We start from the raw sequence: 24,856 nt of genomic DNA, 5'->3' as shown, positions 1-24,856 counted from the left end.
CGCCAACATCAATATTGGCTGATGTAAGCAACTTCGGCGATGCTATCGGTCGCTGACGAGCGTGGGCAAGACATGAATCCGACAGGCCATTCGCGTTCTGACGGTCGGTGAGGGTGGGGAGCGACCAGCGGTTGAGGTCGTCTCGGATTGACCGCGACGAGAGGAAACCCGCAGCGGCCGACGCACGGTCCACCAGCGGTTGTCGTTTCCGGCAAGCCCGCCGCGCCGTGCGCCGCAAGTTCGCCCCTGGCAACGCGTGGGCGACGATGGTGCCTGCCGGGAGTCGTTGCGGCGCACATTCCGCCTACGACGCCGTGGTGTCCCTGCCCGCCGAGCGGGTGTCCGCGGCGGAGGGGGCGACGAGTTCCCCCTCCGCGATCGGCGACGGCTCTCCGGCCCGGGCGAGGATGCCGGCCGCGGCTACGAGGCAGCTGCCACCGATAGCGACGAGGACTGTCGTGTAGCCACCAGGGCTGACCAGCAGGGCTGCGGCGCCGAGCGGCGCACCCGCCTTGGCAAGAGTCGTGGGCACGGCCAAGGTGCCCGCGATGCTCGCATAGGTGGTCGTCCCGTAACGGTCGGCGAGTAAGGCGGGCGTGGCGAGGCTGGCCACGCCGAAGCCGAGTCCGAAGCCGATCACCGCCACGATCGCCCCGATCCGGCTGCCACCGACAATCGGGAGGGCCAACGCGGCGCCGGCCTGGATCCCGAAGACGATCGCGACGACAGTGGTCGTACGGACACGACGCTGCGCACCGGTGAGAATCAGGCGTCCCGCGACCGACAGGACGCCGAGCAGGCCGGCGACCGTCGCGGCGAACGTTCCCGGATGCCCCACGCTGATGAGGAACCCGACCAGGTGAACGGTTATGGCGGCCACAGCCGCGGTGTGCGCGACGAATGCGACCGCCAGGCACCAGAATCGGCCGTCCCGCAGCGCCGCCCGGATCAGTGCGCGCCGCCTCTCCGGGGTGGCGCTTGGCGATTTCGCCTTGAGGTGCGGCGGCCTGCGCACGGCACTCACGTGCAGCGGTATGGCGATCAGACCGTAGACCACGGCCAGTACGACCAACGTGGTACGCCACTCAAACCGGGCGACGAGCTGGCCGGTAAGCGGCAGGAAGATGGTGCTCGCGAAGCCGGCGATGACGATCATCAGCAGTAGCGCCTTGGCGCGCCGTGCCGGGTCGAACCAGGAGACGATGATCGCCGATGCCGGCTCGTACAGCACCATGGCCATGGTGAGGCCGATACCGATCAGCACGGCGTACAGCTGCGCGACGGTACGGACCTGAGACCATGCCACGACGAGTCCGGTCGCCGCCAGGGAACCGACGGTCATGAGAGCCCTGCCGCCGTGCCGATCGAGCCATCTTCCGACCGGCACAGCCATGACCGCCCAAGCGAGAATCGCCGCGGTCAGAGCGCCCGTGACGGTGGTGGTAGAGGCGTGCAGGGTCGCCGCCATCGGGTGGAGCAGGACTGCGAAGGTGTAGTAGAGGACGCCGTAGCCAACGGTCTGAGTGACCGCCAACGCGGCCACGATCCGCCACCCCTGGAACAGGCCGCCGCCGGTGGGACCTCCGGCAGGCGCTGTTTGCGTGATGGGCATCAGCAGCTGCAGATGTCGGATTGTCCTGTCCCCGCCGGAGACTCATCCACCAGTTCGATCAGGGTTCGGTGCCCGGTCAGCCGGCGACCGGGGAAGCCGGTCGCGGACTGACCGCTCGCCGGCGCGGCGCAGCCGCTGGTGGCGACATCGACGTCTTCCGTGCTGCTCGTGCACACGCCCGCTTCGGGCAGGTTCAGTTGGCTTTCGCGTGCCGCGTCCCAGTCCCCGGCCAGCGCGGCGACAACCGAGCGGGCCTGTTCGTAACCTGTGGTCAGGAGGAACGTCGGGGCGCGACCGTAGCTCTTGACGCCCACGGCGTAGTAGCCCGGCTCAGAGTGGGTGAGTTCGTTGACGCCGTGCGGCGCGACGGTGTCGCAGGTGTGCGCGTTCGGGTCGATCAGCGGTGCGAGGGCACGGGGGGAGCCGAGGATCGGATCGAGATCCAAGCGCAGTTCCGAGGCGATGGTGTGGTCGGGGCGAAAACCGGTCGCTGCCACGATCCGATCCACCACAAGGCGGCGGACCCCGTCGAAGACACTCACCCCGCCACCCGCCGACGGCACCAGCGTCTGCACCGAGAAGCCGGTTACCAGCCGGATTCGCCCCGTTTCGACGTGTTCACGTAGCCGGGTGGCAAGTGCGCCTCGGGCAGGCAGCGGATCCGACTCGCCGCTGCCATAGAGCCGGTCCGGCCTGGCAGCCCGGATTGCCCATGTCACGGTAGTTCCCTCTGACATGCCAGCCAGATCGGCCAGGGCGAGGAGCGTATTCGCGGCCGAGTGGCCGGATCCCACGACCAAGGTGTGCGCACCGGTAAACCGGTCGATGGCGGAGCCAAGGACGTCGGGCAGGGCGTGCTCGAGCAGGCTCCGAGCGGCGGCCTCTCCATGAGCCGGGATGCCAGAGGCTCCGAGAGTGTTCGGCATACCCCAGGTGCCGGAGGCGTCGACGACAGCTCTGGCCAGCATGTCCTCACCGTCGCTGAGGCGAACCAGGAACGGTGTTGATTCCCGCCGGCTGGAGCTGACCCGATCCAAATTCAGCCTGGTGACCGCTACGACTTGCGTGCCGTAGCGCACACTCGGTCGCAAGGCCGGCAGTTCAGCAAGTGGCTGAAGATACGCCTCAGCGAGTTGGGCCCCGGTCGGCAGGTCGTCCGGCTCCGGCTCCACCCAACCGGCCGAGTCGAGCAACCGTCCGGCTGCGCGGTCGATGTTGTACCGCCAGGGGGAGAACAGCCGAACGTGTCCCCACTGCCGGACGGCGGCAGCAGGGCCGTCGCCGGCTTCCAACAGCGCGAACGGGATTCCACGCTCGTACAGGTGTGCGGCGGCGGCAAGGCCCACTGGCCCCGCACCGATCACCACGACGGGCAGGTCTTCCAAACGAGCGTTCACAACAGCCCCCGCAATGGCATTCCTCGAACAGTTCGGCGCACCGTGGTGGCCGGGGCCGAACCAGCATGGTCAACTGATGACGTGGGCGTGACGGCTCAGCAGATGAGGGTCACGTCTCCCCGGCACAACGTCCTGCCAGTTCCCATGGTGGCGGCCTATCCGCCTGCGCAAGCCATGATCCGAAAACCGGGACGTGCCGGTGCGGCTCGCGGTTGTCCCTGGTCGGATCTCCAACCACTTGGCCCGTCTGCGGACCCGCCGCCCAGTCGTTGCCGAACGGCGGGGTCGACGTGTGCTTTACCGCATCGGCAACCCCCGGCTGCGCCTGTTGCTGGACCCCGCTGACGAACTGTCCGCCGACACCGTCGACCTGAACGGCTGCGAGCACGCCGACACCAGCGCCTGGTCCTGACCCGATGGGGCGCAGTGTCCCAACGGCAGAGCGATACATGACATCAGACGGCGTCGGGCATCGGGACGTGCGACGCCGTCAATCAGACTGATTGGTTCGTGCTCGAACGTCAGCGGGAAGCAGCTCCGCCAGGAGGCTCTTGACGCGGTGACGGATCTCATCGCGGACCTCGCGCACAGTTTCAATGCCCTGACCCGCGGGGTCGGTAAGTTGCCAGTCCTCGTACCGCTTGCCAGGAAAGACGGGGCATGCGTCCCCGCAGCCCATGGTGATGATCACGTCGGAGCTTCTGGCGAGGTCGTACTCCAGCTTGCGCGGAGTGTTGGCAGTGATGTCGATACCCACCTCGCGCATGGCCTGCACCGCGACAGGGTTGATCTGTTCGGCGGGTTCCGACCCGGCTGAGCGGACCTCGACGGTGTCGCCGCCGAGGTGGCGGAGCCAGCCGGCGGCCATCTGAGAACGGCCGGCATTGTGTACGCACACGAATAGAACACTGGGCTTGCTCATCGCTGTTCTTCCTTTCTATCAGGATGTCTGGCTGGCAACGCCGGCTGCGTGCTCGTCGGCGGACGGGTGCTGGACATGCACCTCGTCGGCGCGGTGATCAACCTGCGGATACAGGGCGAGGAGGAGGGCCACCCCCAGGAGGAGCCCGCCGAGTTGAGCCAGGATGAACGCGGGAACGGAGGAGGGGTCGATGCCGGCAAAGGTGTCGGTAAACGCCCGGGCAAGGGTGACGGCAGGGTTGGCGAACGACGTTGATGACGTGAACCAGTAAGCGGCGCCGATGTAGGCGCCGACGGCAGCGGGAGCGGCGAGGGAGCGGCCAGCGCGGGCAAGGGCGAAGACCAGCAGGATGAGCCCGGCCGTGGCGACCACTTCACCGAGCCACAGGTGCCCGGCGGACCTTTCCTTGGTCGACCATTCGACCGCGGGTAGCGCGAACATCAGGTTGGCCAGGATCGAGCCGCCGATAGCGCCCGCGCTTTGGGCGGCGATGTAGCCGCACAGTTCCCGGGTGGTGAGGCCGCTACGGGTACGGCGACCGAGGAACCAGTCGGCGGCGGAGACGACGGGGTTGAAGTGCGCGCCGGATACCGGGCCGAAGATCAGGATGAGTGCGCCCAGGGCGAGGGCGGTCGCGACGGAGTTCTCCAGTAGCTGTAGGCCGGTGTCGTTGGGTGACAGGGTGGTGGCCATGATTCCGGAGCCGACGACGGCGGTGACGAGCAGTGCGGTGCCGAGGAATTCGGCGAGGAGTCGCCGCCAGGGTGCTTCGGTGGTCATCAGGGTGGTGCTCCGGTTCTGAGAGGTCGGCGGGCTGGTCCTGCGGCCTGGACGGTTGGTTCGCTGGCTTGGGACGAGGCCGGGGTTATCCGGTGGTGGGGATGTCGAGTTGGTCGAGGAGGCGGCGGACGCGTCGCTTGAACTCGCCGCGTACGGGTCGTATCTCGGCGACGGTGTGCCCGAAGGGGTCGTTGAGGTCCCAGTTCTCGTAGCGGGTGCTGGGGGAGTCGCCGCAGCCCATGGTGATCACGATGTCGGCGGCGCGGACGGCTTCGTCGGTCCAGGGTTTGGGGTACTCGCCGGAGATGTCGATGCCGCGTTCGGTCATCGCGGTGATGGCGGCGGGGTTGACCTCGATGCCGGGTTCGGATCCGCCGGGCCAGGCCACGGCGCGGTCTCCGGCCAGGTGGGTGAAGAAGCCAGGGGCCATCTGGCTGCGGCCGGCGTTGTGGGTGCCGAGGAACAGGACGACGGGGCGGCCGTCGTGGTGGAGTCCTTCGACTCGGGCCAGGGCGTGCAGGCGTTGGCGGGCGAACCGTTCGGCGAGCAGGGGGAGGAAGTGGGCACGCTGCCGTTGGTGGCGAACTGGTCGTCGCTTTGCGTGTAGGGGCCGTTCGATGGTCTCGGTGCCGTAGGTGCCGTCGAACCCGGCGGCGAGCCGGGTGGCGGCGGTGTGCAGCGCGAGTTGCCGGTCGACGGACAGGTCTTCGCGCCGGTCGTGGGCGGTCAGGTCAGGCATGGGACGCTCCGGGCTCGAGGGCGGGCGCGAGGCGGTCGATGCGTCCGGCGAGGTCGGTGAATGCGGCCTCGAACGCGGCGTCACTGTCGGCCGGCGCGGGGTCGGGCACGGACCAGTGCAGCCGGGGCCGGACGGTCTCGGTGAGGTCTTCGTGGGCGTTGTCGCAGACCGCGATGACCAGGTCGCCCTCGTGCACGACATCGGCGACGTGCGCGGTACCGGTCGGGTTGAGCGTGAGGCCGTGCCGGCTCGCGACCTTGATCGCCCGAGGGTGCACCCGTGGGGCGGGTTGAGTGCCGGCGGAGGCGGCCGGGATTCGGGCGCGTTGGGCCCAGAGCGCGGCGGCGAGCTGGGAACGCGCGGAGTTGTGGGTGCACACGAACACCACCCGCGCCGCCTCGGCCAGCGGCGGGGGAGTCAGCGCCGCGAGGGCCTCGGGTTCCAGGCGCAGGTAGGTACGCCGCCGGTCACCCTCGGACCGGGTCCGTACCAGGAGGCCGGCGTCTTGCAGCACCTTCACGTGGTGCGCGACGAGGTTCGTGGGCAGGCGCAGGGCGCGGGCGATCTCGCCGGGGGAGGCGTCGCCGACGGTGAGGGTGTCCACGATGGCGAGGCGGGCCGGCTCGCCTAGGGCGGCGTGGATCCGCGCCCGTCGCCACAACGAAGATGACTCAGCGTCCATTGACTCAATGGTTGCTGAGTTGGTTTGCGAAGTCAAGTCACCCGTTGTGCGGTGGTCACCCCTCCGGACAGCGTGGGCGCCTCGGGGTCAAGCCTTCTCCTGGTCCTGCCCGATCGCGGACAAGGGTGTAGTACTGAGTGATCAGAGGGCTAAGGCGGCGGTGTGCACGAAGGCCCGGCCGGGTTGCCGCTCGTCGGGGAAGACGCGCGAACGAGCGGTCTGGGCAGGTGGGCGGCCCGTCAGGAGGAGATTTGCCCACCGCTTAATTCGTCGGGCTTACGATCGTGTCCAGCCGATCGAACAGTTGCGTGATCACCCCGGCGGCGAACAGCCCACCGGTCTCCGCCAGCCGTAACTGCTGCTCCGCCGCCGGCAGCGTGCACGCCTGCGGCGCCCATGACCCTCAATTGAGGTCCTCACCTCGCTCATCGTGGAGTGCAGGCGGCGTCGACCGTCAGCAGCGACGCGAGCTGTCGCATGATGCCCGGTCGGGGCCGGTAGTACACCCAGGTGCCACGACGCTCGGCGTCGACGAGGCCGGTCTCGCGCAGGGTCTTCAGGTGGTGGGAGATTGTGGGTCCGGTCAGGTCGAACGCCGGGGTGAGGTCGCAGACGCAGGTCTCCCCGCCGGGTGCCGAGGCGATCATCGACATGAGCTGGAGCCGTACCGGGTCGCCGAGAGCCTTGAAGGCCGGCGCGAGCACAGCGGCGGTCTCGGCGGGGATCCGCTGCTCGCTGATCGGCGCGCAGCAGGGCGCACCCTCGTCGAGGTCGGTGAGGCGCAGCGCTGTCCCGGTCTGCTTTGACATCTCTCTAGGTTGACAGATCTCGAAACAACGTGCAACTCTCTGATTCGAGCAACTTCGAGACAGTATCTGCGAGAGCATGAGGAGAGCGCCATGTTCCGGGCAAACCGACGCCGCGCGGCCGACATCGCGGCGCGGTTCTGCGACGGCTGCGCCGAGTTCACCGCGGCAGCCGAGCGGGCCCGCCGCCGCTACGACCGCAACCGCACCGACATCCACGCGCTGATCTGGCCGCGCTGATCACCGAGCGCCCAGTCCGCCCAACTATTTCGAACAGCATCGAGACAGCAGGAGTTGTTGTGAGCATTCACCTGGAAGGCCTGCCCGTCGTCGTGATCGGCGCGGGACCGGTGGGCCTGGCCGCCGCCGCCCACCTGCACGACCGCGGCCTGCCCTTCACCGTCCTCGAAGCCGGGGACGGTCCCGCCGCCGCCGTACGCCAGTGGGGGCACGTGCGGCTGTTCTCCCCGTGGCGCTACAACATCGATCGCACCGCCGGCCGCCTCCTTCAGGACGCCGGCTGGGTCGAGCCCGACCTCGACATCCTCCCGACCGGCGAACAACTCGCCACGGACTACCTCCAGCCCCTGGCCGACCTCTCGGAGCTGAAGCCACACATCCGCTACGGCACCCGGGTCGTAGCGGTGACCCGATTCGGCCTCGACCGGGTCCGCACCACCGGGCGGGAGACCGCCCCGTTTCTGATCCGCCTGAGCACCGGCGAAGACCTCCTCGCGCGGGCGGTCATCGACGCCTCCGGCACCTGGGCCACCCCCAACGTCCTCGGCGCCTCCGGAATCCCCGCCCACGGCGAGACCGACGTGGCCGCGCTGCTCGACCACGCCTTGCCCAACGTTCTCGGTGCCGACCGTGACCGGTTCGCCGGCCGGCGAACCCTGGTTGTCGGCGCCGGCCACTCGGCCGCGAACACACTCCTATCCCTGGCCGACCTAGCTGAACAAGAGCAGGGGACCAGCATCAGCTGGGCGATCCGCGCGACCAGCCCCGCCCGCACCTACGGCGGCGAGGCAGCCGACGCACTCCCGGCACGGGGGGCTCTCGGCACCCGGCTACGCGAGCACGTCGAAGCGGGCCGGATCGACCTGGTCACCGGGTTCTCCGTCCACTCCCTGACGTTGCTGCCGAACGGTGGGGTGGAGGTGTCGGACGGATCCCGCACGATCGAGGTCGACCAGGTCGTGGCCGCCACCGGATTCCGCCCGGACCACACGATCGTCTCCGAACTCCGCCTCGACCTAGACCCGATCATGGGCTCCACCCGGGCGCTCGCCCCGCTGATCGATCCCAACGAGCACTCCTGCGGCACCGTCCCGCCGCACGGCGTCGACGAACTCGCCCACCCCGAACCTAACTTCTACGCCATCGGCGTGAAGAGCTACGGCCGCGCCCCCACGTTCCTCATGGCCACCGGCTACGAGCAAGCCCGTTCCGTCGTCGCCGCGCTCGCCGGTGACTGGGCCGCCGCCCGCGACGTCCAGCTCGACCTGCCGGAAACCGGTGTCTGCAACAGCAACCCGGTCATCGGCGACGACACCATCGCCGACTCCGGCGGCTGCTGCGCCACAGCGGCAGCAGAGCCCGTGACGATCTCCACGGGGAGAGGGCTCGCCACCGGCATCTCCGGCGGTCTACTCACCGCGCCGCTCGCCCTCGTCGACGTGTCCACAAACACGCAGGCATCCGACGGGTGCCGCGGCAGCTGACCAGGATGCCCCGTGCGGAAACGGTGGCCACCGACACCCATCCCGGTGGCCACCGGATCGCAGGCGTTTCGCAACGAAGTGCGGGCCTGAGCTGCTGCTGACCGGCACCGCCTCGACCTTGAAGACCGCAAGTCGTTAGCAGGCAGGCCCGCCAGCGCCGGCGTCCGGCACGCCCAGATGGCCCGGGCGATCCTGCGGGGCTACGACGTGGACGAGCCGGACGCGACGCATGCGGTCCGAATGTTGGGCAGCGTCTTCCACGGCTACGTCAGTTTGGAGCTGGCCGGTGGTTTCGCGCACAGCGCCCCCGCCGCGCAGGAATCCTGGGACTGGATCGTGGATGCGCTCGACGCGCTGTTACGCAACCGCAGCACTACCTGACCCGGACAACGGCCGCACCGCCGCAAGCGGTTCGCTGCGCGGCGCGCCGATGAACACCGAGATTTCGGTCGAAAGGCTTGAGGCAATGCCCACCGAACGCCAATGGATCACCCCGGTCACCGCGGATTTCCTGCGCGGCTTTGTCGACGTGGAGTCGACCGCGCGCGGTCTGCTGCCGCACCGGCTGACCGCCCAGGCGCGCCGGCAGATCCCCGACGACCAACTGGCCATGGCCGAGGCCCAGCCCTCCGGTGTGCGGCTGGCGTTCCGTACCCGGGCCACCACGATCGAACTGGACACGCTGCCCACCAAACGGGTCTACCAAGGCTTCCCACCCCCGGCGGACGGCGTCTACGACCTGCTGGTCAACGGCCGCCTGGCCGCGCAGGCCTCGGTCCCCGAGGGCAACGTCCGGACGGTTACCGACATGTTCACCCAAACCTCGGTGCTGACCGAGGGGCCGGCCGGCACCGCCCGCTTCGCGGATCTGCCGGCGGGGGAGAAGGACGTCGAGATCTGGCTCCCGCACACGGAGATCACCGAGCTGATCGCGCTGCGCACCGACGCGCCCGTTGAGCAGGCCCCGCCCAGCGGGCGCAGGACGTGGCTGCACCACGGCAGTTCCATCAGCCACGGCTCGAACGCCGCTCATCCCAGCGCCATCTGGCCAGCCCTGGCCGCGGCTGCGGGCGGTGTGGAGTTGGTCAACATGGGGTTCGGCGGGAGCGCGCTGCTCGACCCGTTCACCGCCCGCGCGATGCGCGACATCCCGGCGGACCTGATCAGCCTGAAGATCGGCATCAACATCGTCAACAGCGATGTGATGCGTCTGCGCGCCTTCGCTCCCGCGGTCCACGGTTTCCTCGACACCGTCCGCGAGGGGCATCCGACCACACCTCTGCTGGTCGTGTCGGCCATCCTGTGCCCGGTCCAGGAGGACACGCCCGGCCCCCTCGCGCCGGACTTCGAGGGCGGGACCCTGCGGTTCAAGGCCACGGGCGATCCGGCCGAGCGCAGCGCCGGGCGGCTGACGCTCAACGTCATCCGTGACGAACTCGCCCGGATCGTCGAACAGCGCACGGCCGACGACCCGAACCTGTACTACCTCGACGGACGGGACCTGTACGGCGAGGCGGACTACGCCGAACTCCCGCTGCCCGACGAGGTGCACCCCGACCCTGCTGGACATCGCCGTATCGCCGAGAACTTCGCGCGGCTCGCGTTCGGCGACGGTGGCCCCTTCGCCACCAAGACCGGCTGACCATGTGGGGTGCGCCGAGCGACCTCAGGGTCTGGTCACGTCGACCGGGGCCCTTCGCCTGGTCCGCGCGCTCCGCGGGTGTGCCGGCGGTCACGAGGCTGCCGGCGACAAACGCCCTCGTCGAAGAACTCCGCCACGTTTCGGCCATGATCGGCGATCAGGTTGCCGGCGTGGTCGCGGTGCCACCGGCACGACGACGCCCGATCCTGGAAGTCGACGGTGAACATCCGTCCATAGAACGCGAACCGCCGCCCATCCGCAGCCGGGGTGAACCGTTGTGGCCGTAGCTTCCGCTGCCCGGCGGCACCGTGAGCACACCCGAATGACACAAATGCGAAAGGCGCTCTCAGTGTGCTGATGCTGCCTTCCGGGCCTCGGATAACTCGCGCCCGAACGCACGGACCTGGCACCTCGAAATGCCGAGACTGCGAATACGCACACGCCCTCCTCGGCCGGTCGTATGGTGACCGAGAGGCTGCCGTCGGGACATCTTCCATGCTGAAGGGGAGTCGGTCGCGATGCGAGGAATCAGCGACGAGTTCTTCTTTACCATGGCAGAAGTCTCTGGTGCTCTTGTCGGCACACTTCTCGTCGGAGTCTTCTTCTACCTCGACTCCGACCTGCACAAGACCCGCAAGGGCTCAGCTGCGGCCGACCGCTACATGCGCTCAGGAGTGCGGTGGATCTTCTTGGTCTCGGCCGTGCCGCTCATCGTGTCGCTCACACTCGCCGGCCTGGAGCCGATCTGGGGTGCTCTTACTTTCATCGCGCTCTCGGTCGTGCTGGTTGCCTCAACTGCCGACACGACCTACCGCACAGTCGCTCGCGGCGGCTCGGCCATATCAACCGCGTTCGTTGTCAACGAAGTCGCCACCACGGCAGCGGTCGTCGTCCTTGTCACGTTGCCCTGGGTGCTTGGTGGCTGGGTGCCACCGCCAGCTGCCTTCGTACCCTCGCTTCTGCTGGCCTTGGGATCTGGCTTTTTCAGCATTGTGGCGCTCGTCATGACGCTCTTCGGGCCGGCCCGGCATGACGACGCCCCTGCATAGCACCCGCCGTGCGCTCGTGCAGGCTTCGCCCTGATCGAGGGGCGCTGCACGGTGCGATGGCCGATTACGGAAGCTGGGGTCCTCGCTGGAGAGTTGCTGATTCACGCCACGGCTGGCGCGATGCTCGCACGAACGGCTCCGAAGATTTCCCGCGCGACGTAGCGCTTGAAGCTGCTCGACGGCGCCGCGAAGTGGTCATCCATCCAACCGGAATCATGCTCCCCGGCCGGTCTATCAGGGTATGAACTGCGGCACCACGTCGGCGAGTGCATGGTCGAGGATTTCCAGGCCCAGGTCCAGCTCTGCGTGGCTGGAGGTGAGCGCTGGCGCGATGCGGAAGACGCCGCCCATGCCCGGCAGCTGCACCACGTTCATGTGCAGGCCCAACTCCAGGCAACGCCCGGTCACCGCGGCGCCCAACGCGTCGGCCGGTCGTTTCGACTCCCGGTCCCTGACCAGCTCGAGCCCGACCAGCAGCCCGCGGCCGCGCACGTCGCCGACCACGGGGTGCCGTTGGCCGATTTCCTGAAGACCCTTCCGCAGGTACGAGCCCAGTTGCGCCGCCTGTTCGTCGAGCCGGTCATCCTCCAGCACGTCCAGGACCGTGTTGCCGACCGCAGCCACCAGCGGGTCTGAGACGTGGGTGGTGAAGAAGAGGAAGCCGCGCTCGTGCGCCGTCTGCTCGATCTCCGGGCTGGTCACCACAGCGGCCAGCGGCAGGCCGGCGCCGAGCGTCTTGGACAAGGTCAGGATGTCCGGCACGACGCCGTCGCGCTGGAACGCGTACCACTCTCCGGTGCGGCACAGACCGGTCTGCGCCTCGTCGAGGATCAACAGCCCGCCCCGCTCGTGCACCTTGTCGCGCAGCGCCACGAGGTATCCCGGCGGTAGGTCGATCACCCCGCCGGAGCTGAGGATCGGCTCAACGACGCACGCCGCCAGGCTGCCCACCGACTGGGCGTCGAACAGCTCGAACGCGAACTCCAGCTGATGCCCCCAGTCCAGCTCGCCGTTGGGAAAGGTGAAGTCGGGACGGTACGCGTTCGGCGTGGGGATCGCGAAGTTGCCGGGCGCCGCGGGCCCGTACCCCTTGCGCCCCGAGCTGTAGGTGGCGCTCGCCGCAGCCTGCGTCATCCCGTGCCAGGACCGGGCGAACGAGATGATTTCGTGCCGGCCGGTGACCAGCTTCGCCATCCGGATCGCCGCCTCGTTGGACTCCGCGCCGGTGGTGAGCAGCAGGACCTTGTCCAGCGGCGCGGGCAGCGAGCCGGCGAGGCGGCGTGCCAGCTCGACCACGGGTCGGCTCAGCATGCCACTGAACAGGTGGTCGAGAGTGGCTGCCTGCCGCTGGATCGTGGCTACGACGGCCGGGTGGGAGTGGCCGAGGATCGCGCTCATCTGCCCCGACGTGAAGTCGAGCAGGCGGCGGCCGTCGGCGGTGAAGACGAAACTGCCCTCGGCGCGGTCGATGATCTCGCGTACGAAGCTGCCCGCGCCGATGTAGCGGACCAGGTGACGATCGGCGTCGGACCAGAACGAATCAGCCATGGATCGACGCTAGGCAGCCAGGACAGGCACGTCCATCGCACATTTCCGCTGTCGCTGTTAAGCAAAGCCGTACAGTCGGCGGTCATGACGCTGAATCCGTGGCGACTGCGCCTGCTCGCCGACCTGGCGACCTACGGCACCGTCCGGGCCGTTGCGCAGCGCGGCAACCTGAGCCCGTCGGCGGTGTCGCAGCAGCTGATCACGCTGGAACGGGAGACCCGGACCGCGCTGCTCGAACGCACCGGGCGGCGGGTGCGGCTCACTGCGGCCGGAATGTTGCTCGCCGGCCGGGCTCGGGAGATCCTCGCTGCCATGGACTCGGCCGAGGCGGAGCTTCGCCGCCTCGCCGAGGAGCCGGCCGGCACGGTCACCGTGGCCGCGTTCCAGAGTGCGGTGCAAGCCCTCGCCGAACCGGCGCTTGTCCGTCTCGCGGCCCGACACCCGGATGTGAGCGTGGTGTTGCTGGAGCTGGAGCCGCACGAGAGCATGCCGGCGCTGCGTCGCGGCGAGGTTGACCTGATCATCACGACGGCCGACTTCGCCGGCGCCGAGCTCTCCCCGGAGATCCACCTGGTGCCGCTCGCCACCGACCCGATCGTGCTCGTACTGCCCCCGGAGCATCCGCTGACCAGCGCCGAGTCGGTAGCCCTGGAGGCGTGCGCGCAGCAGCGCTGGACGTTCGACGTCGCCGGCTCGTACATGTCCGAGCTGTCCACCCGGCTGTGCCGGGAGGCCGGCTTCGAGCCCGCGGTGATCTGTCGGTTCAACAACTACATGCTGGCGCTCCAGCACGTGGAGAACGGCCGCTCGATCACCATGCTGCCGAAGCTGGCGGTGGACCCGCGATACCGGGTGGTGACCCGACCGCTGAGCCCACCGCTGACCCGGCGCATCACCGCCGGGGCCCGGCGACCGGCCGCGTCACGCCCCGAGGTGACGGCCGTGCTCAATGCCCTGAGAGCAGGTGACTGACCTTGGCCGGACCGTCGGTCGGGCCAGCGCCCGCTCCCTCGGCCTCGCGATCGGACCCGGTCGGCCCGCCGCCGTGCGTCTACGGTCGCCGACGGCCGGGGGTGATCGGCTGGGGCCTGCACGCTATCGAGGTTGCGGCTCCACAAACCCGATACCTGCCGGAGGCGCTGCCCGGGGTCGCGGACGGCACTTGACCCTGTTGCCGGAACACGGTGTCGAATGCTCGCGTGATTGTGACTCTGCTCGATGACTTGGCGCGGGTAGCGGCCGGCACCACCGCGGAGCAGTACACGTTGCCGACTCCGTGCGACGGGTTCGACGTGCGGCGACTGCGGCAGCACCTCACCGGCGGACTGACCTACTTCGAGGCCGCCTTCACCGACCCTGGCGCCGAGGAGCGAGGAGCGGATCCGCATGCCTACGCAGGGCCCGACCACGCAGTGGCTGGATGAGGCATCGGCGCAGGGCTTCCTGCCCGTCAGCGAGGCTGGACCAGGCCGTTGTCGTACGCGAAGATCACCGCCTGGATCCGGTCGCGGGCGCCGATCTTGAACAGGACCCGTCCGACGTGCTTCTTCACTGTCGACTCGGTCAGCGTGAAGCGTTCGGCGATCTCGGTGTTGGTGGCGCCCTGGCCGATCGCCTCGAGCACCTCGCGCTCCCGCTCGCTCAGCGTGCTCAGGCGAGGATCCTCGGATGTGGTCGGCGCCGGTTCCTGCAGGTAGGCGTCCATTAGCTTGCGGGTCAGGCTGGGGGCTACCACTGAGTCTCCGCTCGCGACGGCGCGGATACCGGCGATCAGTTCCTCGGGGCGCGCGTCTTTGAGGAGAAAGCCGCTCGCTCCGGCTCGAAGTCCGGCGTAGACGTATTCGTCCAGATCGAATGTGGTCAGGATCAGCACGTGGGTGCGGGAACCGGCCGCGGTTATGCGGCGGGTGGCCTCGATGCCGTCCATGCCGGGCATGCGCACATCCATCAGCACCACATCGGGCCGGGTCTGATCGACTTTCCGCACGGCCTCGGCACCGTTGGCGGCCTCACCCAGCACGGTGATGCCGGGGGTGCCGTCGAGCAGCATCTTGAAGCCCATTCGTTGCAACTGCTGGTCGTCGACGATCAGGACGGTGGTCATGAGGGCTCCTTGAGGACGACGTCAACGAGCCAGCCGTTCTCGACCGGGCCGGCGGTCACCACCCCGCTGTACATGGCGGCGCGTTCGCCTATGCCGAGCAGGCCGTGGCTTGGCGGGGCCGGTATGGCACGGCCGTTGTCGAGAACGCGTACCCGTACCTCTCCGCGGCAGGCAGCGAGAGTGACTGTCGCGGACGCGCTGCGCCCCGCGTGTTTGAGGGTGTTGGTGAGCGCTTCCTGGACGATGCGGTAGACCGCGAGCTGCAGCCCCTTGCCGAGGGTGTGCAGCTCGCCCGAGGTGGAGTAGGTGACTGGCAGCCCGGCTGCCCGCACGCTCGGCAGCAGCCGGTCGAGATCGTCGATGCCGGGCTGCGGCCTCAGCTGCGGACCAGGGTCACCCTCGCGCAGCACGCCCAGCACCCGGCGCAGCTCCGCGAGCGCCTGACGGCCGGTCTCGCCGATCAGCCCGAGCGGTTCGGCGGTCTGCTCCTGCCGCGATCTGGCGAGGGCGGCGCTGCCGTCGGCGAGGCCGACGATCACCGACACGTGATGGCCGACGATGTCGTGCATCTCGCGGGCCACCCGGGCCCGCTCCTCAGCGACGGCCAGGCGGGCCTGCTGATCCCGTTCGATCTCGAGGCGGGCGGCCCGGTCCTCCAGGGCGATGAGGTACGCCCGGCGGGTGCGCACCGCGACGCCGGACGCGACCGCGGCCGCCTCTGTGCCGATCGCCAGGAGCAGGGTGGTGACGCGGTTCTCCGTCACCGGGTTGATCAGGTAGATCTCGGCGACCAGCAGCGCGAGGGCGATCCCGGAGGCCCAGGCCAGCGCCCGCCACGAACCGCGGGAGGCCACCCCGAACAGCATCACGAGCAGGATCACCCCGGCGCCGACGCCGACGTCCAGTAGTCCCTCGATCAACTCGATGAGGGCGGTGGCCAGGAACGCCGGGAACGGGTACCGCCGCCGCCAGTACAGCGGCGACAGCAGCACCAGGGTCGCGATGGTCGCCGACAGGGGTTTCTCGATGATGTTCGGGATGCTGAAGAGCACGATCGGGACGGCTACCAGGGTGTCCATGACCCACGGGTGGCGCCGGTCGAACGCCCGCAGCCCTGCCTGCCGGTCCACGAGCCATCCCTGCGTGCTCATCGCCCGAGTCTCCCTTACGCGTCGGTCTTCTTGAGCCGATAGGCGGCAGCGGCGAGCGTCACGGCCACGTACCCGGCGAAGACCGCGAGACCGGCCCACGGATCCAGCGTGCCGTCCGTGGGAGCCAGTGCCATCACGGCGCTGCCGGCGTTGCTGGGCAGGTAGGGGGTGATGGCCTCGGAGATCGAGTCCGGCAGCAGCGGGGCCAGACCGGGCACGACCAGCAGCGCGCCGGCCAGGATCGCGATGGCTCCGGCGCTGGACCGGACGATCATGCCGAGCGCGACGCCGAGCACCGCGACCAGCCCCAGATAGAGGCCGGCGCCGAGCAGGGCCCGCAGCACGCCGTCGTCGCCGAGGCCCAGGCTGCCGATCTTGTCGTTGAGCACGGCCGATCCCAGGGCGAAAGCGGCGAAGGCGCCGATGGTCATCGTGACGAAGGCGGCTGCCCCGGCCACGAGGCTCTTCGACCACAGCACCGGCAACCGGCGGGGCACCGCGGCGAGGGTCGCCCGGATCATGCCAGTGGTGTATTCGCTCGCCCCCAGCAACGCGCCGAGCACGCCGACGGACAGGGCGGCCAGGGCGCTGCCGGACAGGGCCAGATCGACCGAGGTCAGGTTGTCGCCCGAGAAGGACGCCGAGGCGATCATGCCGAAGGCGATCAGGAGGAAGACGGAGATGCCGGTCGTGATCCAGGTGGAGCGCAGGGAGGAGAACTTGGTCCATTCGGCGGCGGCGACGCCACCAGGGGTGATCTTCATCGGGAGGCCTCGTATTCGACAGCGTCGCGGGTCAGGTCCATGAACGCCTCTTCCAGCGAGGCGTTCTGCGGGGTGAGTTCGAACAGCGGGATGCCGCGGGCGGCCGCGGCCAGCCCGATCTTGCGGGCGGAGGTGCCGGCGACGAGCAGTTCCTCGGCGCCGGTCGAGGTGACCGTGATGCCCGGGCCGGCAACCGTCGTGCGCAGTGCGTCGGGGGCGGGAGTGACGACCCGGACGCCTTCGGCGGTCACGAAGTCGGCCACGGTGGTGTCGGCCAGCAGCTTGCCCCGGCCGATGATGACCAGGTGGTCCGCGATCAGCGAGACCTCGCTCATCAGGTGTGAGGACAGCATCACGGTGCGGCCCTCGGCGGCCAGGCCGGTGAGCAGGTTGCGCACCCAGAGGACACCCTCGGGGTCGAGGCCGTTGACCGGCTCGTCGAGCATCACCACGGCCGGGTCACCGAGCAGCGCGGCGGCGATGCCGAGCCGCTGGCCCATGCCGAGGGAGAACGCACCGACCCGCTTGTGGGCGACGGCGGAGAGGCCGGCCAGGTCGAGCACCTCGTCCACGCGCGAGCGCGAGATGCCGTTCGTGCGAGCCAAGGCCAGAAGGTGGCTGACCGCCGTCCGGCCGGGGTGCGCGGCCTTGGCCTCGAGCAGCACGCCGATCTCGCGCAACGGCGCCTTCGACGACGCGTACGGCTTGCCGTTGACCAGCACGTCACCGGAGGTTGGTGCGTCGAGGGCGACGATCATCCGCATGGTCGTCGACTTGCCGGCACCGTTGGGGCCGAGGAAGCCGGTGACCTGTCCGGGCTTCGCGGTGAACGACAGGCGGTCGACGACCGTCTTCGCACCGTATCGCTTGGTTACTTCGCGTACCTGAATCATGCTCACCACGCTAGATCCGGGCACAGCCCCCATCGTGGTACCGCGGTCGGCATTTCCGGCCCGCCGTTGGTACTCAGGTTCTACTGGCCATTGCTACGTAAGGGTGTTTCACCGACGCGAACGCCGCCCCGCCGATGCGAGCGTGGAGCCACAGCCGTACCAAGGGGGGAGGAGCTGACGTGGCCTGGAGCACCCGGGAGCTGGCGGAGCTCGCCGGCACGACGGTCAACGCGATCCGGCATTACCATCGGATCGGTCTGCTCGATGAGCCCACGCGCCGATACAACGGATACAAGCAGTACGGGGTGTCCGACCTCATGCTTCTGCAGCGCATCCGGTGCTTGTCCGAACTCGGCGTGCCGCTCTCCCAGATCCGCGAGATCTGCCTGGACGGCGTGGCGGCAGCGGACGTCCTGAGGCAGGTCGACGCCGGCCTTGCCTCGGAGATCGAGCGGTTGAGCAAGGCCCGGACCGACATCGCGACCATTCTGCTCACCCGTGCACCGGTTGGGACCGACCTGCTGGTTCATGCCGGCGTTCTGGAGCACGAGCATCCCTACCACCACGCCGAAGTGACTGTTGCTGACGACGGCTCGACGCCGATCGCGCGAGAATCGTCCGGGCGCAGGTGCACCAAGCGGGTTCTCTGCGGTCGGAGGAGGTCTCGCTCGGTGACCGCTACGGTCACCGCCGGTTCCTGGTCGTGGCGGCCGCCTCGGTCGCGGTCGGGTCGGTGGTCGTGGCCGTCGCGCCGACCTTCGAGATCCTGCTCCTGGGGCGAGCTGTTCAAGGGCCGTTGGCGGCGTTGCTGTCGCTGGAGTTCGCGATCATCCGTGAGCGGGCCGGGCATTCGACCGGACGGGCGATCGGGCTGCTCGTCGGCGCGGTCGCTGTGGGCGGCAGCGCCGGCCTGCTGCTGTCGGGGGTGATACGTCAGTACTTCAGTCTGTCGGCGACGTTGTGGATACCCGCCGCCCTCATGATCCTGGTGGTCCCGGTGGTGGCGTGGCTTGTGCCTGAGACGACGCTGCGCACGATGGGCCGCATCGACTGGACCGGAGCGGTGCTGTTGAGCGTCGGGCTGGTGCTGCTGCTCGCCGCCGTCGGCAACGGCAGCGACTGGGGCTGGGGCTGGACGGACGCTCGCTCGCACGGTCGGAGGGGTCGCCGCAGGTCTGGCCCTGCTCGCCATCTGGGTCCGGGTCGAGCAGCGTGTCTCGCATCCCTTCGTCGACATATCGCTCATGCTGCGCGGTGCACTGGGTCTGCCGGTGCTCGCCGGGTTTTTCGCCGGGGCCGAGTTGTTCGGCAGTCAGGCGGCCAGCGCCCTGTACCTCGGGCTGCCCGCAAGCACCGGAATCGGGTGAGGCCTCGCCTCGCTGCAACTGGGACTCGTGCTGCTCGCGTTCGGTCTCGCCGCGTTCGCCGGCACCTGGCTGGCGCCTCGGCTGACCGAACGGGCCGGGAGCCGGACCGCTGTGGCCGTCGGGGCGGTACTGACTGCGGCGGGGTACGTGCTGACGGCACTGGTTCACGACGCCGTAGCCACCTTCGCGGCCGTCATGGCGGCCCTGTCGAGCCACGTGCCCGGGGTCGCGACGCCGGTGACGGGTACGGCCGGTTACGTGACGGTCTGGCTCGCCTGCGCCGGCTTGGCGATCGTGGTGGCCGCTGTGGCGCTCTGTTTGCCCAGGAGAAATTCTGTTCGAACTCGAAATCCTTCGCGAGCTGGCCAAGGACCTCGACGGCGGTTTGGCAGACCGAGCACGTGAGCAACCGGCCGAGTTGCACAGTTTCGAATTCCGGCTCAATCTGCCGTCCGCACAACTCCAATCAGGCCGACCCGCCGGGGCAGCTATGCGGTGGACGGGGTGATGAGCTCATCGGCGACCCAACGCGCGACGCCAACGGGGTAGGGCGCCGGCAGGATGAGCACGATGTGCCCGAAGCCGGCACCGATAGCCCTGCCGATGGCGTCCTGGGTGAGCCCGGGCTGGTCGTAGGAGACGGGCAGGTTGATCGAGCGGGTGATCGACGCCGGGTCGCGGCCGATTTCGGCGCAGTAGCGTTCCAGCAGGGCGCTGCGGCTGACGGCGTCGTCGATGTCTCCGCTGGCGATGTTCCAGATGTCCGCGTGCTCGGCGACCACCCGCAATGTGGCGGCGGAGCGGCCACCGACAACGATCGGTGGGTGCGGGCGCTGCACGGGCTTGGGGCTGGCGAACGCTCCGGTCAGGTCGACGTACGTTCCGTGGAAGTCGAAGGGCTCGTTGTCGGTCCAGAGTCGCCGGATGACCGTGAGCGCCTCGGCGAGGCTGCCCACGGCGTCGGCGGTGTCGGCGAAGGGCAGGCCGTGCGCGGCGTACTCCCGCCGGGCCAGAGGGTGACCAGGCCGTGACCCGACGCCGATGCCGAAGTCGAGGCGCCCGCCGGAAACGATGTCGACGACCGTGGCGATCTTGGCGAGCAATGCGGGAGGCCGGAAGCGGTTGCTGGTCACCATTACGCCCAGTCGCAGCAGCTCGGTCTGCGCGGCGAGGGCGGAGAGCAGGGTCCAGCCTTCGTACGCCGGTCCGCCCGGGTCGCCGCCGATGGGCATGAGGTGGTCGAACAGCCACGCGTGCTCGATCTCGGCGATGGCGTCCGCCTCCTGCCATACCCGCAGGATGTCGTGGTAGTCGACGTGCATCGGGGCGGTCATGAGCCCGAAGCTGGGCGAGGTCTTGCCTGGCATGGGTCCGTTCGTCCTTTCGGCGCGGAGCCTGGAAGGTCTGGCGGGTCAGCGGCAGGCGGACATGCGCCCGCGCGTCCGCCTGGTCACTGACTGCCGGGTGGTCAGCGGCGGCGCAGCGCCGGCTCGAGCAGAGCGGGCGGGGTGTCGTTCTTCTCGTGGGCGGCGAGGTCGACGCCGGGGGCCACGATCGCGTCGATGGCGTCCAGCACGTCGGCCGGGAGGACCGTGTCCGCGGCGGCGAGCTGCGAGCGGAGGTGGTCCGTCGTGCGAGGGCCGATGATCGCGCTGGTCACGCCCGGGTGCGCGGTGACGAAGCCGAGCGCGAGTTGGATGATGCTGAGGCCGGCCTCGTCGGCGACTGTGGCGAGTTGCTCGACGGCGTCGAGCTTGGCGCGGTTGGCGGGGATGCTGACGTCGTAGCGCTGCTGCATGAAGCTCGAGCGGTTCGTGCTGATGTCCTGTCCGGCACGGATCGCGCCGGACAGCCAGCCCGATGCCAGTGGGCTCCAGGCGAGCACGCCCATGCCGTACTCCTGGGTCGCGGGCAGCACGTGGGTCTCGATGCCACGCTGCAGGATCGAGTAGTTCGGCTGCTCGGTCACGTAACGGCTCAGACGTCCCTCGCGGGCGGCCCACTGCGCCTGCACGATGCGGTAGGCGGGGAAGGTCGAGGAGCCGAAGTAGCGGATCTTGCCCGCGCGCTGCAGGTCCGTCAGCGCCGACAGCGTCTCGTCGTCGCTGGTCGTCGGATCCCACCGGTGCATCTGGTAGAGGTCGACGTGGTCGACGCCGAGGCGGCGCAGGCTGTTCTCCAGCGCGGTGACCAACCAGCGGCGCGAGCCGCCCCGCTGGTTGCGTTCGTCGCCCATCGGCAGGGTCGCCTTGGTGGCCAGAATGACGTCCTCGCGGCGACCGGCGATGGCCTTGCCGACCATCTCCTCGGACTGGCCGCCGCTGTAGACGTCGGCGGTGTCGATGAGGTTGATCCCCGCCTGCAGCGCTGCGTCGACGATGGCGGTGGCGTCCTCCTGGGTGGTGTTGCCGATCTTGCCGAAGTTCATCGCGCCGAGTACGAGGGTGCTGACCTGCACACCAGTGCGGCCCAAGGTGCGGTACTGCATGACTGTTTCTCCTTCAGACGTCCGGCGGTCCAGGGTTTGGCGGTAGCGCGCCGGTTCATTATGCTGAGCAAGCGGAGCGCCGTTCCGTTAAACACGATACGGAACTGCGTTCCGGATGCCAAGTGGAGTGACGGAGGTAACGCGACGTGGCTGACATCGACGGCGGCGTTCAGCAACCGGTCCCGCGTAAGCGGGCCGACGCCCGGCGCAACGAGAGGGCCCTGCTCGACGCTGCCGCCGCGGCGTTTGTCACCTCCGGCGTCGACGTCCCCGTGCGGGACATCGCCGTCCGAGCAGGGGTCGGCGTGGGCACGATCTACCGCCACTTCCCCAGCCGGGCCGACCTCATCGTCGCCGTCTACCGGCACCAGATCGAGGCGTGCGCCGACGCGGGACCGGACCTACTGGCCGACAGCGGCACCCCGTACGCCGCCCTGGCGCAGTGGATCGACCTGTTCGTCGACTTCCTGGTCACCAAGCACGGTCTCGCCGCCGCGCTACAGTCCGACGACGCCGCCTTCCAGACCCTGCACGCCTACTTCCTCGACCGGCTTGTCCCGGTCTGCGACCAACTCCTCGACGCCGCCGTCGCCGCCGACGAGATCCGCCCCGACCTCGACGCCTACGCGCTGCTGCGCGGCGTCGGCAATCTCTGCATCGGCGCGGGCAACGACCCCCGCTACGACGCACGCCGCCTGGTCGACCTCCTCGTGGCCGGGCTCCGCGTCCGCTAGTGCGGTGTCCACGAACGTTCACCGGGCGTCCGGTGGTCGTTGCGGATCCTCGCCTTGTGGGCGAGCGACTCCCCTCCGGGTGGTGGGGCGGTCCTCCGCGGGCCACCTGATCCTCGCACCGCGCGCGGGCGGCCGGGATCACATCGGGACCGGCCGGCTCGACGGTGCGTGAGCACCTCCGACAACACACCAACTGTCGGGGTGGTGTCCGCCGCCCGGGCTACGGGTGGCGATGGTGGCAGCCGCGACCAGGTCACGGTGCCCGGAAAACCGGCAGTGCGGGCAGTGGTAGAGGTCTCCGGTGTGAAGCTCTAGCTTGGTCGCTGAACCAACCACCGGAGACCTTTTCCGTTATCGACTACCGCCACGCCGCAACATCAACGCCACCTACGAACGCGACCTGGCCAGCCTGTCCTCAGAGCGCGGTGCCGCCCGAAGCGTCGATGACCTGACCGGTCACCCAGCGCCCCTCGTCAGAGGCGAGGAAGGCGATGATGCTGGCCACGTCGTCGGTCTCGCCGAGCCGGCCGAGGGCGACGCGCGCCGTCTGCTGCGCCGCGAGTTCCGGATTGTCGACCAGGTACTGGCTGTTCCGGGTCATGACGATGCCGGGTGACACCGAGTTGACGGTGATCCCGCGCGGGCCCAGATCCAGCGCCATGTCGTAGCTGAACCAGTTCAGCGCCGCCTTGCTGACGCCGTAGGCCAGCAGATCGGGGCTGCCGACTCTGGCCGCGGTGCTGGAGACGTTGATGATCCGGCCGCCGTCGCGCAGTCGCGGCAGCGCGAGCTTCGTGATGAAGAACGGCGCCTTCACGTTCACGGCCATCACCTGGTCGAACTCGTCCTCGGGGAGGTCGGCCAGCCGGGCGAAGCTTCCCTTGCCGGCGTTGTGGACGAGGATGTCGATCTTCCCGTCCGGCACGAGCTCCCGGCCCGCCTTGTCGAAGGTCTCCCAGAAGCGAGCCGCGTCGCCCGGTGTGCCCAGCTCGGTGTGCACGGCGAAGGCACGTCCGCCGTCCTTGCGGATGCGCTCCACCGTGTCGCGGGCCGCCGCCTCGTCGTGGCCGTAGCCGACGGCGACCGTCGCCCCGTCGCGGGCGAACCGCTCGACGGTCGCCCGGCCGATCCCGTGACTGCCGCCGGTGACGACTGCCACTTTGTTCCGCAGTGCTCCTGACATGACCGCTCCCTTGTTGAATGATCGCTCAAGAGGAACCTAGCTCGTTCTTGAGTGATCTGCCAACAAATAGCCTGCCCTCTTTTGAACGACCGCTCTAGAATGGGGTCATGGACACACCAGAGGTACGGCGAGGCCGGCCGCCGACCTTCAACCGGGCGGCGGCACTGGCGGCCGCCACCCGCCTGTTCTGGGAGAACGGGTACGAGGGGACCTCGATCAGCGACCTGACCCGGGAGATGGGCATCCGGCCCGGCAGCCTCTACGCGGCGTTCGGCGACAAGAGGTCCCTGTTCAACGAGGTCATCGAGACGTACGGCCGCTCCCCGGCCGGGGAGTTCATCTGGGCCGCCATGTCCAGGGAGTCGACGGCCTTCGACGCCTTCCGCCGCATCCTGCTCGACGCGGCGGCGATGTACACCGACCCCGAGACGCCGGCCGGAAACCTGCTCTGCAGCGCGGCCGCGGCCGACACCGATGTCGCCACCTACATGCGCGACCTGCGCAACGCCAGCGTCGGCACGTTCGAGGAGCGCCTGACAACCGCCCGGCACGAGGGCGAACTGCCGGCGGCAGCCGACCCTCGCAAGCTTGCCGCGTACTTCACGGCCGTCATGCACGGCATGTCCCAACGCGCCCGGGATGGCGCCACGGCGACTGAACTCACCGATACCGCGGAACTGGCCATGGCCGCCTGGCCGGCGCGCTGACCGCCGCGGATCTCCCTGCTTCCTATCGACTCGATGACGCGTGATCCGGCTCGTGACCTGGCCATCGCCTGGAGCATGTTCCGCGGAGCGAGCCAGGCCGCGTACCGCACGGCCCGCAAGGCCGAGGACGGCATGGGGGCGCGCGGCCGCGGGTGGGCACTGTGGAAAGCGCTGATCGTGTACGCCGACTGACCTCGTCAAAGTGGTAGCCGACGTGGGGCAGTTCGGATGTGCGGCCTACCCCTGTGAAGGGCCGTCGGCCGAGGTGGCGGCGCGCAGCTCGTTGAGCACGTACGTGGCGGCCTTCTCGACGACGCGGACGCCCGCTTCCTGGCTCACGTGATGGTCGGAGAGTACGGCGATCAGCCAGTCGTGACGGGCCTCGACGATCCGTCCGGTGCTGTTGACCAGCCAGCGGCCGCCGTCAACATCGGCGGCGTCCCAGCCGTTCTTGACGTAGTAAGACTGACTGCCCGACTCCCGTGCGGCGCTGACCCCCCATCGCTGCTCGGAGATTACCCTCTTCATGAGGCCCATGATGAAAGTACGGTCCTGCGGGGTCAG

At 69.2% G+C, this 24,856-nt stretch carries 26 protein-coding genes and 3 pseudogenes; 13 read left to right on the top strand and 16 right to left on the bottom strand.

From position 1 onward, the window contains the following. Nucleotides 1-304 precede the first annotated feature (304 nt). From AB0B14_RS06060 to AB0B14_RS06030, 7 genes are all read right to left on the bottom strand, one after another. Nucleotides 305-1,612, bottom strand: coding sequence for an MFS transporter (locus AB0B14_RS06060; protein WP_357064674.1), 1,308 nt, complete (start codon nucleotides 1,610-1,612; stop codon nucleotides 305-307). After that, complete coding sequence (locus tag AB0B14_RS06055; RefSeq protein ID WP_357064676.1) at nucleotides 1,612-3,009, bottom strand: NAD(P)-binding domain-containing protein; 1,398 nt, start codon at nucleotides 3,007-3,009, stop codon at nucleotides 1,612-1,614. The genes AB0B14_RS06060 and AB0B14_RS06055 overlap by 1 nt, the downstream gene beginning before the upstream one ends. Nucleotides 3,010-3,499: 490 nt before the next feature. Next, a complete protein-coding gene (locus AB0B14_RS06050) occupies nucleotides 3,500-3,931 on the bottom strand; it encodes an arsenate reductase ArsC (RefSeq protein ID WP_357064678.1) in 432 nt (143 codons plus the stop codon). 18 nt (nucleotides 3,932-3,949) lie between these two features. Then, a complete protein-coding gene (locus AB0B14_RS06045; protein ID WP_357521602.1) occupies nucleotides 3,950-4,711 on the bottom strand; it encodes an MIP/aquaporin family protein in 762 nt (253 codons plus the stop codon). Between the two features lie 85 nt (nucleotides 4,712-4,796). Further along, nucleotides 4,797-5,450, bottom strand: a complete 654-nt coding sequence (locus AB0B14_RS06040; RefSeq protein ID WP_357521600.1) for an arsenate reductase ArsC — start codon at nucleotides 5,448-5,450, stop codon at nucleotides 4,797-4,799. Continuing rightward, nucleotides 5,443-6,132, bottom strand: coding sequence for a MarR family transcriptional regulator (locus AB0B14_RS06035; protein WP_357064683.1), 690 nt, complete (start codon nucleotides 6,130-6,132; stop codon nucleotides 5,443-5,445). The genes AB0B14_RS06040 and AB0B14_RS06035 overlap by 8 nt, the downstream gene beginning before the upstream one ends. A gap of 425 nt (nucleotides 6,133-6,557) precedes the next feature. Beyond that, nucleotides 6,558-6,941 carry a metalloregulator ArsR/SmtB family transcription factor gene (locus AB0B14_RS06030; protein ID WP_357521598.1) on the bottom strand — a complete coding sequence of 128 codons (384 nt, stop codon included), beginning with the start codon at nucleotides 6,939-6,941 and terminating at the stop codon, nucleotides 6,558-6,560. 90 nt (nucleotides 6,942-7,031) lie between these two features. On the opposite strand from AB0B14_RS06030, the gene AB0B14_RS06025 reads away from it, so the two are divergent. The 5 genes and pseudogenes from AB0B14_RS06025 (at nucleotide 7,032) to AB0B14_RS06005 (ending at nucleotide 11,353) form a co-directional block, all read left to right on the top strand. Continuing rightward, nucleotides 7,032-7,178 carry a hypothetical protein gene (locus AB0B14_RS06025; protein ID WP_357064687.1) on the top strand — a complete coding sequence of 49 codons (147 nt, stop codon included), beginning with the start codon at nucleotides 7,032-7,034 and terminating at the stop codon, nucleotides 7,176-7,178. Nucleotides 7,179-7,237: 59 nt separating this feature from the next. Then, nucleotides 7,238-8,662 carry an FAD-dependent oxidoreductase gene (locus tag AB0B14_RS06020; RefSeq protein ID WP_357521596.1) on the top strand — a complete coding sequence of 475 codons (1,425 nt, stop codon included), beginning with the start codon at nucleotides 7,238-7,240 and terminating at the stop codon, nucleotides 8,660-8,662. Between the two features lie 159 nt (nucleotides 8,663-8,821). Then, nucleotides 8,822-9,043, top strand: a pseudogene (locus tag AB0B14_RS06015) (TetR-like C-terminal domain-containing protein); the annotation flags it as partial. A gap of 85 nt (nucleotides 9,044-9,128) precedes the next feature. Then, a complete protein-coding gene (locus tag AB0B14_RS06010; protein WP_357521594.1) occupies nucleotides 9,129-10,304 on the top strand; it encodes a GDSL-type esterase/lipase family protein in 1,176 nt (391 codons plus the stop codon). 518 nt (nucleotides 10,305-10,822) lie between these two features. Next, nucleotides 10,823-11,353 (top strand): hypothetical protein, encoded by a 531-nt coding sequence (locus tag AB0B14_RS06005; protein ID WP_357521592.1) that lies wholly within the window; start codon nucleotides 10,823-10,825, stop codon nucleotides 11,351-11,353. 234 nt (nucleotides 11,354-11,587) lie between these two features. Here the strand turns inward: AB0B14_RS06005 and AB0B14_RS06000 are convergent, their stop codons facing one another. Further along, nucleotides 11,588-12,901, bottom strand: coding sequence for an aspartate aminotransferase family protein (locus AB0B14_RS06000; RefSeq protein WP_357064693.1), 1,314 nt, complete (start codon nucleotides 12,899-12,901; stop codon nucleotides 11,588-11,590). A gap of 84 nt (nucleotides 12,902-12,985) precedes the next feature. Here AB0B14_RS06000 and AB0B14_RS05995 point away from each other — a divergent pair, with 84 nt between their 5' ends. Both AB0B14_RS05995 and AB0B14_RS05990 read left to right on the top strand, forming a co-directional pair. Further along, entirely contained in the window at nucleotides 12,986-13,873 is an 888-nt protein-coding gene (locus AB0B14_RS05995) for a LysR family transcriptional regulator (RefSeq protein WP_357064695.1), read from the top strand. Nucleotides 13,874-14,100: 227 nt separating this feature from the next. Beyond that, entirely contained in the window at nucleotides 14,101-14,325 is a 225-nt protein-coding gene (locus AB0B14_RS05990; protein WP_357521590.1) for a maleylpyruvate isomerase N-terminal domain-containing protein, read from the top strand. A gap of 26 nt (nucleotides 14,326-14,351) precedes the next feature. Here AB0B14_RS05990 and AB0B14_RS05985 read toward each other — a convergent pair whose 3' ends face one another. Genes AB0B14_RS05985 through AB0B14_RS05970 form a run of 4 tightly spaced genes read right to left on the bottom strand, consistent with a single transcriptional unit; the run spans nucleotide 14,352 to nucleotide 17,813 of the window. Then, complete coding sequence (locus AB0B14_RS05985; RefSeq protein ID WP_357064699.1) at nucleotides 14,352-15,005, bottom strand: response regulator transcription factor; 654 nt, start codon at nucleotides 15,003-15,005, stop codon at nucleotides 14,352-14,354. Beyond that, nucleotides 15,002-16,156: a histidine kinase gene (locus AB0B14_RS05980; protein ID WP_357064701.1), complete on the bottom strand. Its 1,155-nt coding sequence runs from the start codon at nucleotides 16,154-16,156 to the stop codon at nucleotides 15,002-15,004. The genes AB0B14_RS05985 and AB0B14_RS05980 overlap by 4 nt, the downstream gene beginning before the upstream one ends. Nucleotides 16,157-16,170: 14 nt before the next feature. Then, nucleotides 16,171-16,920 carry an ABC transporter permease gene (locus tag AB0B14_RS05975; protein ID WP_357064703.1) on the bottom strand — a complete coding sequence of 250 codons (750 nt, stop codon included), beginning with the start codon at nucleotides 16,918-16,920 and terminating at the stop codon, nucleotides 16,171-16,173. Continuing rightward, on the bottom strand, nucleotides 16,917-17,813 hold the full coding sequence (locus AB0B14_RS05970) for an ABC transporter ATP-binding protein (RefSeq protein ID WP_357064705.1): 897 nt from the start codon (nucleotides 17,811-17,813) through the stop codon (nucleotides 16,917-16,919). Before AB0B14_RS05970 ends, AB0B14_RS05975 begins: the two co-directional genes overlap by 4 nt. 134 nt (nucleotides 17,814-17,947) lie before the next feature. On the opposite strand from AB0B14_RS05970, the pseudogene AB0B14_RS05965 reads away from it, so the two are divergent. The 3 genes and pseudogenes from AB0B14_RS05965 to AB0B14_RS05955 form a co-directional block, all read left to right on the top strand. Next, nucleotides 17,948-18,187, top strand: a pseudogene (locus AB0B14_RS05965) (MerR family transcriptional regulator); the annotation flags it as partial. 254 nt (nucleotides 18,188-18,441) lie between these two features. Next, nucleotides 18,442-18,828, top strand: a pseudogene (locus tag AB0B14_RS05960) (MFS transporter); the annotation flags it as partial. 229 nt (nucleotides 18,829-19,057) lie between these two features. Then, nucleotides 19,058-19,180, top strand: a complete 123-nt coding sequence (locus tag AB0B14_RS05955) for a hypothetical protein (protein ID WP_357521588.1) — start codon at nucleotides 19,058-19,060, stop codon at nucleotides 19,178-19,180. 488 nt (nucleotides 19,181-19,668) lie between these two features. Here AB0B14_RS05955 and AB0B14_RS05950 read toward each other — a convergent pair whose 3' ends face one another. Both AB0B14_RS05950 and AB0B14_RS05945 read right to left on the bottom strand, forming a co-directional pair. Further along, the gene (locus AB0B14_RS05950; protein WP_357521586.1) at nucleotides 19,669-20,547 is read right to left on the bottom strand and encodes an LLM class flavin-dependent oxidoreductase; all 879 of its coding nucleotides are present in this window, start codon (nucleotides 20,545-20,547) and stop codon (nucleotides 19,669-19,671) included. A 101-nt stretch (nucleotides 20,548-20,648) separates the two neighbouring features. Beyond that, complete coding sequence (locus AB0B14_RS05945) at nucleotides 20,649-21,668, bottom strand: aldo/keto reductase (RefSeq protein WP_357521584.1); 1,020 nt, start codon at nucleotides 21,666-21,668, stop codon at nucleotides 20,649-20,651. Between the two features lie 155 nt (nucleotides 21,669-21,823). Here AB0B14_RS05945 and AB0B14_RS05940 point away from each other — a divergent pair, with 155 nt between their 5' ends. After that, a complete protein-coding gene (locus tag AB0B14_RS05940; protein WP_357521657.1) occupies nucleotides 21,824-22,402 on the top strand; it encodes a TetR/AcrR family transcriptional regulator in 579 nt (192 codons plus the stop codon). A 415-nt stretch (nucleotides 22,403-22,817) separates the two neighbouring features. Here the strand turns inward: AB0B14_RS05940 and AB0B14_RS05935 are convergent, their stop codons facing one another. Continuing rightward, entirely contained in the window at nucleotides 22,818-23,585 is a 768-nt protein-coding gene (locus tag AB0B14_RS05935) for an SDR family oxidoreductase (RefSeq protein WP_357064711.1), read from the bottom strand. A gap of 107 nt (nucleotides 23,586-23,692) precedes the next feature. Between AB0B14_RS05935 and AB0B14_RS05930 the strand changes: the two genes are divergently transcribed. Continuing rightward, a complete protein-coding gene (locus tag AB0B14_RS05930) occupies nucleotides 23,693-24,292 on the top strand; it encodes a TetR/AcrR family transcriptional regulator (RefSeq protein WP_357521582.1) in 600 nt (199 codons plus the stop codon). A 33-nt stretch (nucleotides 24,293-24,325) separates the two neighbouring features. Then, nucleotides 24,326-24,484 (top strand): hypothetical protein, encoded by a 159-nt coding sequence (locus AB0B14_RS05925; protein WP_357521580.1) that lies wholly within the window; start codon nucleotides 24,326-24,328, stop codon nucleotides 24,482-24,484. A gap of 45 nt (nucleotides 24,485-24,529) precedes the next feature. On the opposite strand, the gene AB0B14_RS05920 is transcribed toward AB0B14_RS05925, so the two are convergent. Next, nucleotides 24,530-24,820, bottom strand: a complete 291-nt coding sequence (locus AB0B14_RS05920; protein ID WP_357064713.1) for a hypothetical protein — start codon at nucleotides 24,818-24,820, stop codon at nucleotides 24,530-24,532. Nucleotides 24,821-24,856: the final 36 nt, after the last annotated feature.

Origin of the sequence: Micromonospora sp. NPDC049171 (genome assembly GCF_040648275.1) — a bacterium.
GTDB lineage: Bacteria > Actinomycetota > Actinomycetes > Mycobacteriales > Micromonosporaceae > Micromonospora.
This window is presented reverse-complemented; position numbering and strand designations above follow the sequence as displayed.